This window comes from Ornithinimicrobium sp. (assembly GCF_035267225.1).
GTDB lineage: Bacteria > Actinomycetota > Actinomycetes > Actinomycetales > Dermatophilaceae > Ornithinicoccus.
On record NZ_DATFMA010000059.1, the window covers coordinates 22,020 to 31,400 of the forward strand.

Annotated in this window: 9 protein-coding genes and 3 tRNA genes; 6 read left to right on the plus strand and 6 right to left on the minus strand. The window is 69.3% G+C overall.

The window, feature by feature from the left end:
• Positions 1-27 precede the first annotated feature (27 nt).
• Positions 28-960: an ABC transporter substrate-binding protein gene (locus VJ976_RS04890; RefSeq protein WP_324098994.1), complete on the plus strand. Its 933-nt coding sequence runs from the start codon at positions 28-30 to the stop codon at positions 958-960.
• A 36-nt stretch (positions 961-996) separates the two neighbouring features.
• Here the strand turns inward: VJ976_RS04890 and VJ976_RS04895 are convergent, their stop codons facing one another.
• A complete protein-coding gene (locus tag VJ976_RS04895) occupies positions 997-3,267 on the minus strand; it encodes a 4Fe-4S dicluster domain-containing protein (protein WP_324098995.1) in 2,271 nt (756 codons plus the stop codon).
• Between the two features lie 158 nt (positions 3,268-3,425).
• On the opposite strand from VJ976_RS04895, the gene cysK reads away from it, so the two are divergent.
• Together cysK and epsC are read left to right on the plus strand one after the other, a co-directional pair.
• A complete protein-coding gene (gene cysK / locus VJ976_RS04900; protein WP_324098996.1) occupies positions 3,426-4,355 on the plus strand; it encodes a cysteine synthase A in 930 nt (309 codons plus the stop codon).
• Positions 4,355-4,948, plus strand: coding sequence for a serine O-acetyltransferase EpsC (epsC, locus tag VJ976_RS04905; protein WP_324098997.1), 594 nt, complete (start codon positions 4,355-4,357; stop codon positions 4,946-4,948). Before cysK ends, epsC begins: the two co-directional genes overlap by 1 nt.
• Positions 4,949-5,025: 77 nt before the next feature.
• On the opposite strand, the gene VJ976_RS04910 is transcribed toward epsC, so the two are convergent.
• Both VJ976_RS04910 and VJ976_RS04915 read right to left on the minus strand, forming a co-directional pair.
• Positions 5,026-5,370, minus strand: a complete 345-nt coding sequence (locus VJ976_RS04910) for a YtxH domain-containing protein (protein WP_324098998.1) — start codon at positions 5,368-5,370, stop codon at positions 5,026-5,028.
• 85 nt (positions 5,371-5,455) lie between these two features.
• Positions 5,456-5,538: transfer RNA gene (locus tag VJ976_RS04915), tRNA-Ser, on the minus strand.
• A 245-nt stretch (positions 5,539-5,783) separates the two neighbouring features.
• Between VJ976_RS04915 and VJ976_RS04920 the strand changes: the two genes are divergently transcribed.
• On the plus strand, positions 5,784-5,987 hold the full coding sequence (locus VJ976_RS04920; RefSeq protein ID WP_324098999.1) for a cold-shock protein: 204 nt from the start codon (positions 5,784-5,786) through the stop codon (positions 5,985-5,987).
• 103 nt (positions 5,988-6,090) lie between these two features.
• Here the strand turns inward: VJ976_RS04920 and VJ976_RS04925 are convergent, their stop codons facing one another.
• A complete protein-coding gene (locus VJ976_RS04925) occupies positions 6,091-7,701 on the minus strand; it encodes an LCP family protein (protein WP_324099000.1) in 1,611 nt (536 codons plus the stop codon).
• Between the two features lie 155 nt (positions 7,702-7,856).
• Here VJ976_RS04925 and VJ976_RS04930 point away from each other — a divergent pair.
• Positions 7,857-7,947 (plus strand) — tRNA-Ser (locus VJ976_RS04930).
• Between the two features lie 62 nt (positions 7,948-8,009).
• Here VJ976_RS04930 and VJ976_RS04935 read toward each other — a convergent pair.
• Positions 8,010-8,291, minus strand: a complete 282-nt coding sequence (locus tag VJ976_RS04935) for a hypothetical protein (RefSeq protein WP_324099001.1) — start codon at positions 8,289-8,291, stop codon at positions 8,010-8,012.
• Between the two features lie 137 nt (positions 8,292-8,428).
• Between VJ976_RS04935 and VJ976_RS04940 the strand changes: the two genes are divergently transcribed.
• Positions 8,429-8,501 (plus strand) — tRNA-Arg (locus VJ976_RS04940).
• A gap of 56 nt (positions 8,502-8,557) precedes the next feature.
• Here the strand turns inward: VJ976_RS04940 and VJ976_RS04945 are convergent.
• Positions 8,558-9,381 (minus strand): hypothetical protein (locus VJ976_RS04945; protein ID WP_324099002.1); only part of this gene is annotated, 824 nt, incomplete at its 5' end.

Genomic DNA, 9,381 nt, shown 5'->3' on the forward strand with positions numbered 1-9,381 from the left:
CCCTGACTACCTCACCTGGAGGACCTCATGACACGTACGACTGCGTTCGCCGCTGCCCTGCTCGCCGGGCTCACCTTGTCCGCCTGCGGAGGCGACCCCATGGATGACTCCGGCGGAAGCGGCGACGGCGGAAACGGCGACGGCGGGGGCGGCAACGGCGGCGGCGCCGTCACGGTCGGCTCGGCCAACTTCCCCGAGAACGTGCTGCTGGCCGAGATCTACACCGCCGCCTTGAAGGGTGCGGACGTCAAGGTCCAGCAGCGCCTCAACATCGGCAACCGCGAGACCTACATCGCAGGCCTGGAGGACGGCTCGATCGACCTCATTCCCGAGTACACCGGCGCGCTGACCCTCTACTTCAACGAGGAGGCCGAAGCCACTGAGCCGGAAGGGGTCTACACCGAGCTGCAGGAGGCGCTGCCGGACAACCTCACCGTGCTCGAGCGCTCCGAGGCCCAGAACAAGGACGCCGTCGTGGTCACCTCTGCCACCGCGGAGGAGTTCGACCTGGAGAGCATCGGCGACCTCGAGCCGGTGGCCGGCGACATGGTGCTCGGTGGGCCGCCGGAGTGGGAGGACCGTTACACCGGAGTCCCGGGGCTGAAGGAGGTCTACGGCCTGGAGTTCTCGGCGTTCCGGCCGCTGGCGGCCGGGTCCAACCTCACCGCACAGTCGCTGAAGAACGGTCAGATCGACGCGGCGAACATCTTCTCCACCGACCCGGCCATCGTCGAGAACGACTTCGTGGTGCTGGAGGACCCCGAGAACCTCTTCGTCGCGCAGAACATCGTGCCGCTGATCACGACGGAGGCGAACGACGACACGGTGACCGAGACGCTCAACGAGGTATCGGGGTCACTGGACACCGAGGTCCTGACCGACATGCTGGCGCGGGTGTCGAACGAGGGCGAGGACCCGGCGGACGTCGCCCAGGAGTTCGTCGAGGAGAACATGGGCTGACCCGGTCGGCCGGAACCCGGGGCCTGGCCGGGTGCCTCATGCCGGCTCGGTGACCGTCTCCGCGTCCTCCTGCTCCGGCGCGCGGGTGCAGGCGGCCAGCAGCATCTGGGAGACGTCGACGACCTCGACCTCCTCGCGTGCATCTTCGGCCTGCTTCTGGGCCAGGCCGTCGGAGAGCATGACCCGGCAGAACGGGCAGCCGATGGCGATCCGGTCGGCGCCGGTGGCCAACGCCTCCTCGGTGCGGTTCATGTTGATCCGCGTGCCCAGCTTCTCCTCCATCCACATCCGGGCGCCGCCGGCTCCGCAGCAGAACGACTTCTCGCTGTTGCGGGGCATCTCGGCCAGCTGCACGCCGGGTAGCGCGCCGATGAGCTCCCGAGGCGGTGCGTAGACACCGTTGTGACGTCCGATGTAGCACGGGTCGTGGTAGGTGACGGTCTCCGCCGTGGAGGCCAGGGGGGAGGAGGCGACCTCGGCGGGCCGCGCCACGGGGGTCAGGCGCTTCTCACGCACCAGGCGGTTGAGCAGCTGCGTGTGGTGGATCACCTCGTAGTGCCCGCCCAGCTGGGGGTACTCGTTCTTGAGCGTGTTGAAGCAGTGCGCGCAGGTCACCACGATCTTGGTCGCGTTGACCTCGCCGAGCATCTCGACGTTGGCGCTCGCCAGCATCTGGAACAGGAACTCGTTGCCCGAGCGGCGGGCCGGGTCGCCGGTGCAGGACTCCCCGTCGCCCAGCACCGCGAAGCTCACCTCGGCCATGTGCAGCAACGTGGCCACGGCCTGGGTGGTCTTCTTGGCCCGATCCTCGAATGCCCCGGCACACCCCACCCAGAACAGATAGTCGACGTCAGCCATGTTCTCGATGTCACCGCCGGCCAGGGGCACCTCGAAGTCCAGGTCCTTCGCCCAGTCCATCCGGGCGCGGGCCGACATGCCCCACGGGTTCGACTTGTTCTCCAGGTTCTTGAACAGCCCCCCCAGCTCCTTAGGGAAGGCCGACTCGATCAGCGTCTGGTAGCGCCGCATGTCGACGATGGTGTCCACGTGCTCGATGTCCACCGGGCACTGCTCGACGCACGCGCCACACGTGGTGCAGGACCACAGCACGTCGGGGTCGATGACCCCTCCACCGTCCGGGGTGGTTGCGTCACCCTCGGTGGCGCCGACCAGGGCCCGCTGGGCCTCGGCGACGGCTGTCGCGGGAATGCCCTCACCGCCCTTCTGGGCCGCCTCGCGCTGCTCGTCGCTGGCCAGCAACCACGGTGCCTTCTCGTGGTGATGGTTGCGCAGGGCGACGACGAGCATCTTGGGAGACAGCGGCTTCTCGGTGTGCCACGCCGGGCACTGCTCCTGGCAGCGGCCACACTCCGTGCAGGTGGAGAAGTCGAGAAGCCCCTTCCAGGTGAAGTCCTCCACCGAGCCGACGCCGAGGGCGGCATCTTCGTCCAGGTCCTCGATGGCCTCGAAGTCCACCGGCTTGCCGGCGACGGCGATCGGCTCCAGCTGCCCCAGCGCCGTGCCTCCGGCCGGGTCGCGCTTGAGGTAGATGTTGAAGAACGCCAGGAAGCGGTGCCAGGCGACGCCCATCGTCGGCGTCGTGGCGATGATGATCATCCAGGCCATGGAGATGAGGATCTTCAGCAGCGCGACGAAGACGATCGCATTCTCCAGGGCGGCTACCGAGACCCCGCCGAACGCAGAGCCCAGCCAGGCGGTGAGCGGGAAGTTCAGGCTCGTGGCCCAGCTCGCGCCCTCCGCCGAACCCAGCGCGTACTCCAGGCCGCGCAGGGTGATGATGCACAGGCCCACCCCCAAGATGACGCCCTCGACGACGTAGGCCTGCCAGAAGGTCGAGCCCCAGAAGCGGCTCCGGCGCCCGCGCTGGCGCGGGTGCTCGCGCTGTCGCACCACGACCAAGGTCAGGATGCCGAGGATGGCCCCCCAGCCGAAGAGCTCGAAGCCCCAGGCCAGCGGGAAGAAGTGCGCCAGGCCCCAGAGGTCGAACGAGGGGCTGAAGAGCTGACCGTAGGCGTTGACGAGAGTGAGGAAGAGCAGACCGAAGGAGATCATCACGACCCAGTGGGCCACCGCGACCCAGCGCTTGCGTGCCATCCGCGTGTGTCCGAACACCTCGCGCACCAGGGTGGCGGCGCGCTGCCCAGCGCGGTCGGTGCGCGGCGTGGCTTCGGGCGCTCCGAGGCGGAACCGGGCCACGAAGCGTGTGATGGCCTGGGCGAAGAGCACGAGGGCGACCGCGGTCACACTCAGCCCGATGATGATCGCGACGATCTGCTGCGCTGGCATAGGCGCATGCTACGGATCCGGGTGCGCCGACGATATAGCGGCACGCACCGACCTCGGCGTGGGGGAACTGGAATAACCCGGCCTTAGAAGATGTATCACCTGCTGTACCCGACGGCGGGCCCCGTCCCTGCTCCTGCCCTGACGAAAGAGAGAGCTCCGTGCGCGTCCACGACGACATCACCCAGGTGATCGGCCACACCCCACTGGTCCGGCTGAACCGGCTGACCGAGGGCATCGACGCCCAGGTGCTGGTCAAGCTGGAGTCCCAGAACCCGGCTGCCTCGGTGAAGGACCGTATCGGCAACGCGATCATCGACGCCGCGGTCGAGTCCGGTCAGCTGCAGCCAGGCGGGACGATCGTCGAAGGCACCTCCGGGAACACCGGGATCGCGCTGGCCATGGTGGGAGCGGCCCGAGGCTTCAACGTGGTGCTGGCGATGCCGGAGACGATGAGCTTGGAACGCCGCGCGTTGCTCAAGGCCTACGGTGCCGAGCTGGTGCTCACCCCGGGGCCGGAGGGCATGAAGGGTGCCGTAGCCAAGGCCGAGGAGATCGCGGCGGAGCGCGGTGCCGTGCGGGCTCGTCAGTTCGCCAACCCCGCGAACGTTGCTGTGCACCGCGCCACCACCGGGCCGGAGGTCTGGGAGGACACCGACGGCGCCGTGGACATCTTCGTCGCCGGGGTGGGCACCGGGGGCACGATCACCGGCGCCGGAGGCTACCTGCGGGAGCAGAAACCCGACGTGGGCCTGGTGGTCGTGGAGCCCGCCGACAGCCCGATCCTCAACGGCGGGCAGCCCGGCCCGCACAAGATCCAGGGCCTGGGCGCCAACTTCGTGCCCGACATCCTGGACACCGACATCTACGACGAGGTCGTCGACGTCACCCTGGACGACGCCCTGCGCACCGCGCGCGAGCTGGCCACGCAGGAGGGCATCCTCTCCGGCATCAGCACCGGGGCCAACGTGTGGGCCGCCCTGCAGGTCGCGGCCCGGGAGGAGAACGCCGGCAAGACGATCGTGGTCATCGTCTGCGACTTCGGGGAGCGCTACCTGTCCACGGTGCTGTTCGAGGGCATGACCGACTGATGGCTCGGGCGGCACACCGCGCCTGGTCCACCCTGACGGAGGACCTCGACGCGGCGGTGCGTCGTGACCCGGCGACGCACAGCCGTCTGGAGATGGCGCTGGCGACACCCGGGCTGCATGCCCTGTGGGCGCACCGACTCAGCCATGCGCTGTGGCGCCGGGGTGGTCGCGGCCGCCTTGCGGCTCGTCTGTTCTCCCAAGCGGTGCGCTCCGCCACCGGAGTGGAGATCCACCCCGGCGCGCAGATCGGGGCGCGCTTCTTCATCGACCACGGCATGGGCGTGGTCATCGGCGAGACGGCCGAGGTCGGTGACGACGTCATGCTGTACCACGGGGTGACCCTCGGCGGGCGTTCGATGGACCCGGTGAAGCGTCATCCGACGGTGCGGGACGGGGCCGTCCTCGGGGCAGGGGCGCGAGTCCTCGGCCCGGTCGTCATCGGCGCGGGTGCTCAGGTCGGCGCCAATGCGGTGGTGGTCAAGGACGTGCCGGACGGCGCGGTCGCAACCGGAGTGCCGGCTCGCATCCGTCGGCCCGCACCGGAGCAGGACCCGACCGAGGCGCTGTACAACGAGCCGGCGCTCTGGATCTAGCTGGTGACCCGTACAGCAGTGGCGCGCCACCGACGGGTGGCGCGCCACTGCTGGTCACGGTCTGCTGAGGGCAGGGGTCAGGGAAGTCTCTCGCCACCGGGGCCGAAGCCCGTCGCGTCGACGACCAGGTCGCCGTCGGCGTCGACCGAGCCCGTCGGGTTCTCGTACGTCCCTTCGCCGTCGGTCGTCTCCCGGCCGCCGGCCTTCGCCTTGGCCTGACCGGCAGCGGTCTTGGCTCGGTCGCCGACCTTGGCCGCCACCTGCGGGGCCTGATCCTTGACCTCACCCACCTTGGTCTGGACCCGTGGGTCGGACCACACCTTGCTGGCCTGGTCGGCGAGCTGCTCGTAGCGCTCGCGGCCGGCCTTGGCGCCCAGTACGTACCCAATCGCCACACCTGCGAGCAGAATGAGTCTGCGCATGTTGGCTCCCTTCGCTCGATTGACGGTTCGCGTCGAGCCTAGTCCCAGGCCCACCAGGTCGCCATGCAGCGCGCCGCCGCGCCGGCGGAGGGTGTGGGATTCGAACCCACGGACGTTTCCGTCGGGCGCTTTCAAGGCGCCTGCACTAGGCCACTATGCGAACCCTCCCGGACACCAGGATGACACCGTGTCCCACAGCGCATCATCCCAGACTGCCGAGCGTGGTCGACGGGCAGAATGCTGCTACGGTTGGCGCGGTTGTTTTGCAGTTCCTCGCAGTGAAGTACACGCTGAGCCCCCGGGTTCGGCACGACGGCACCGCCAGGCAGGTCCTGGCGAGTGGGGGGTTCCATCTCGACCCACCTCCCACACCGTGGGGGTTGTGACGCACACGCATAACAGAGAGAGTTCACATGGCACAGGGAACCGTGAAGTGGTTCAACGCGGAAAAGGGCTTCGGCTTCATCGCGCAGGATGGTGGAGGCCCGGACGTGTTCGTCCACTACTCGGCCATCCAGAGCAACGGCTACAAGACGCTCGACGAGGCCCAGCGGGTCGAGTTCGAGGTCACGCAGTCCCCGAAGGGACCGCAGGCGGACGCCGTTCGCCCCGTCTGACGTTGTGAGTGCTCGGTAAGCGAGCCTCACCAGGAACGGCCCGTGATCCCCGTGGGATCGCGGGCCGTTCTGTCTGTCCGTCCAGGTGCCGGCCGGCCTCGCCTCAGCAGACGGTGCCGACCTCCTCCAGCTCGTCCGAGGGCTTCTCGTCCTCTTCCTGCCCGGCCGGCTCCGGGGGGGCAGGCTCCTCGGTGCGCGGCTGCTTCGTCTGCTCGGACCGGTCGGGGGCGGTGGGCTGGGGGGGCTCGATCGCCTCGGTGACCATTCGGCGCAGGCGTCGGAAGTCGGGGTTGCCCACGTTGGTGTTCTCGATGGTGAACGGCAGCGACCGGATCGTGCCGTTCTGGACCCTCAGTGTGAGCTCGGCGAAAGCGGGAAGCTCGTCCTGGGAGATGTCCGCTTTGACGTTGTCGCCGGCGACACCCACGATCTGCGGGTAGCGCCGGATCATTTTCAGCGGGTTCACCTGGTCGACCATCGCCGCCACCACACAACGTTGCCGTCGCATCCGGCTGAAGTCGTCGGTCGTGATGCGTGAGCGGGCGTACCACAGGGCCTGGTACCCGTTGAGCGTCTGCAGCCCCGGCTCGAGGTATCCCGACTCGCTCCCGGGGACCAGCATGGGGCGCCCGTCCCAGGTGTAGGTCGTCCGTCCTCCCATCGGCAGGCGCTCCTGGACGTCGATCTCCACGCCGCCCATCGCGTCGACGAGGTCGCGGAAGCCCTTGAGGTTGATGATCGCCGTGTAGTCGATCGGTTGTCCGATGACGGCGGAGAGCACCTCGCGCGTGGCGGTCAGCCCCGGGTTCGGGTCGTCGGCGTACAGCTGCGGCCGCTCCTCGGCGAAGTCCATCGCCTCGGTCCAGACCCCGTTCATCAGACAGTCGTCGCCGCAGTCGTAGCCGTCGGGCCAGCGTTTCGACAGCGGGTTGTCCTGGGGCACCGGGACGCGCTCGAGGTTGCGGGGGATGCCGAACAGGACGCTGTCGCCGGTCTCGGTGTCGATGCTCGCGATCAGCATCGTGTCGGTGCGGACACCCTCGCGCGTGTCGGTGCCGTCAGAGCCCAGGAGCAGCACGTTGACGCGCGGCACCTCCTCCCACGGGTCCTCGGTCTCGAGGTTGGGCATCGCGGCGTCGGTGTCGCTGCTCTGCGGACTCTGGCGACCCACGAAGATGCGGTCGACCGCCTCGGTGTGGGCGTTGACGTAGCGCCAGCTGAGAGCGGTGGGGGCGATCAGGAGCACACACATGAGCGCGGTGAACACGCGCAGCCCCCATCGCTGGCCGATGGCCAGTCCGCGTGGCGCGCTGATGAGTGCGGTGAACACCACCGAGGCCATCCAGGCCAGCACGAGCAGAGACCCGGCGATCCCGAGGCGCCGAAGCAGCACCGGGCGCGAACCCAGCTGCAGCACCGACTCCTCCGCGCCGCGGCCGACGACGTACCACGTCAGACCGATGAGCAGCACCAGGGTGAGAACCATCATCGCCAGGCCGACGACCCGGCGACGAGTCAGCGACAGACCGGCGCCGGGCACCAGCGTGCCGAGCGCGGTCAGGGTGTACGCCCGCCGAATCTGCCGCACGGTCGGCGAGGTAGGGGCGGCCTCGTCCAGCCGCTCGCGATGCTGCCCGCGGCCGCGGGAGGCGGAGGGGTCGTCGGCGCCATGGGGGGAGCTCTCCCCCCCACGCTCCGGCGGCTGGTCCGGCATACCTCGACCCCTCGTAGCGGTCACAGGGCACTCCGGCGGTCGGGCCCTGCGAGCAATGTCGGTGATGTTCCTGGCTGTTTGGTGAACGCTACCCCGCGCGGGTAGCCTGAACGCCGTTCCGTGGCGGCATAACCTTGCGCGTCGCGGCGGACCGGGGAGGCGTCGCCTAGTCTGGTTTATGGCGCCCGCCTGCTAAGCGGGTTTGGGGCTACAACCCCATCGAGGGTTCAAATCCCTCCGCCTCCGCCCCTGTCACAGGACGTTCCCTCGTCGCCGGCTCCGGCCACGAGGGCCGTCTGGCGGCGGCCTCACCCCGTCGGTTCTCCTGCGTCGTCCTCCTTCCCCGTGCCTTCCGAGCCGCCTTCCGGTTCGGTCTCGTCCTCACTGGCGGAGCCCCCGCCGTGGGGGCTGTTCCCCTTCTCCATCTCCGTGTCGTCCTCGGAGTCCATGTTCTTCCAGCTCTCGCGGATCCGTTCGTCGATCGCGTCCACGACCTCCTCGGCGTTGCTGCCCGGCGGCAAGGGCTCGACCGCCGAGGTGCTGGTCGGCTCGTTGACCTCTGGGCTGTCCTCTGGGCCTTCGGGGCTCATGGGTGACCTTCACTTCGTGGTGACATTCCTAGGACCTTAGCGCGGCGGGCTGTCGTCAGCGTGACGGCGGTGCCCAGGGATTTCACGGGCCTGAACCCGATCCGGTATTGTTCACAGCCGCTGCCAGCAGGCAGTCCGCGCCCGTAGCTCAACGGATAGAGCATCTGACTACGGATCAGAAGGTTAGGGGTTCGAATCCCTTCGGGCGCGCAGGCCCCCCACCGGCTCTGCTCCCGGATCACCTCGCAGCAGCGGTCGCCTCGCGGTCAGGGTTGCGTGGCGCGGCGCAGCCAGCGGCCGAGCAGCTCGGCTCCCACGCTGACCGCGAACGAGGCGAGCAGCACCGTCGTCACCACCGGAAAACGGAACGATGCCAGGTTCTCGGCGAGCAGCCGCCCCAGGCCGGCGGCTCCGACCACACCGACCACCGCCGTGTCCCGCACGCAGATCTCGAACCGGTACAGCGTGTAGGTCAGCAGGTGGTGGCTCGAGGGCGGTACGACGGCGGCCAGGGAGGCCAGCGTCGGCCGCACCCCCGAGTGCAGAAGAGCGTCCCGGGCGCGGGTGTCGATGCTCTCCCAGGACTCTGCGACCAGCCGGCCCAGGATGCCTCCCGTGTACAGCCCCAGCGCCAGAGCGCCGGGAAGGATGCCGGGGAACAGCGCCAGGAGCGCGACGATCGCCCAGACGGTCGGGGGAACGGACCGCAGGAACAACAGGACCAGCCGGGCCACGACCCAGGTCGACCAACCGACCGTGCGCCGGCCCGCACCCGCCTGCTGGCCGAGTGGGGGCCGTGACTTCGTGGCCCACGGTCCCAGCACCAGGGTGATCGCGACCGCCACCGCCATGGCCAGGACGGCCATGGCGAGCGTGTCGGCGACGGAGCCGAGGAGCGCACCCCATCCGCCCTGGGGCAGTGCGGGCGGCAACAGGTCGCCCAGCAGGGAGGTCGTCAGGGCCAGGGTGCGCTCCGAGGTCAGGCCCGCCAGTGAGACACCCGAGGCCCACCAGGCGAGCACCACCCCGGCCACCCCGGCGATCGCCGACCAGCGTGCCCACCGAGAACGCTGCCCGGTGCGGCTCTGTG

Coding starts and splice junctions, on each gene's coding strand:
- VJ976_RS04935 (WP_324099001.1), bottom strand. CDS start 8,291: ATGAGCCCCGAAGGCCCAGAGGACAGCCCAGAGGTCAACGAGCCGACC.
- epsC (WP_324098997.1), top strand. CDS start 4,355: ATGGCTCGGGCGGCACACCGCGCCTGGTCCACCCTGACGGAGGACCTC.
- VJ976_RS04920 (WP_324098999.1), top strand. CDS start 5,784: ATGGCACAGGGAACCGTGAAGTGGTTCAACGCGGAAAAGGGCTTCGGC.
- VJ976_RS04910 (WP_324098998.1), bottom strand. CDS start 5,370: ATGCGCAGACTCATTCTGCTCGCAGGTGTGGCGATTGGGTACGTACTG.
- VJ976_RS04890 (WP_324098994.1), top strand. CDS start 28: ATGACACGTACGACTGCGTTCGCCGCTGCCCTGCTCGCCGGGCTCACC.
- VJ976_RS04925 (WP_324099000.1), bottom strand. CDS start 7,701: ATGCCGGACCAGCCGCCGGAGCGTGGGGGGGAGAGCTCCCCCCATGGC.
- VJ976_RS04895 (WP_324098995.1), bottom strand. CDS start 3,267: ATGCCAGCGCAGCAGATCGTCGCGATCATCATCGGGCTGAGTGTGACC.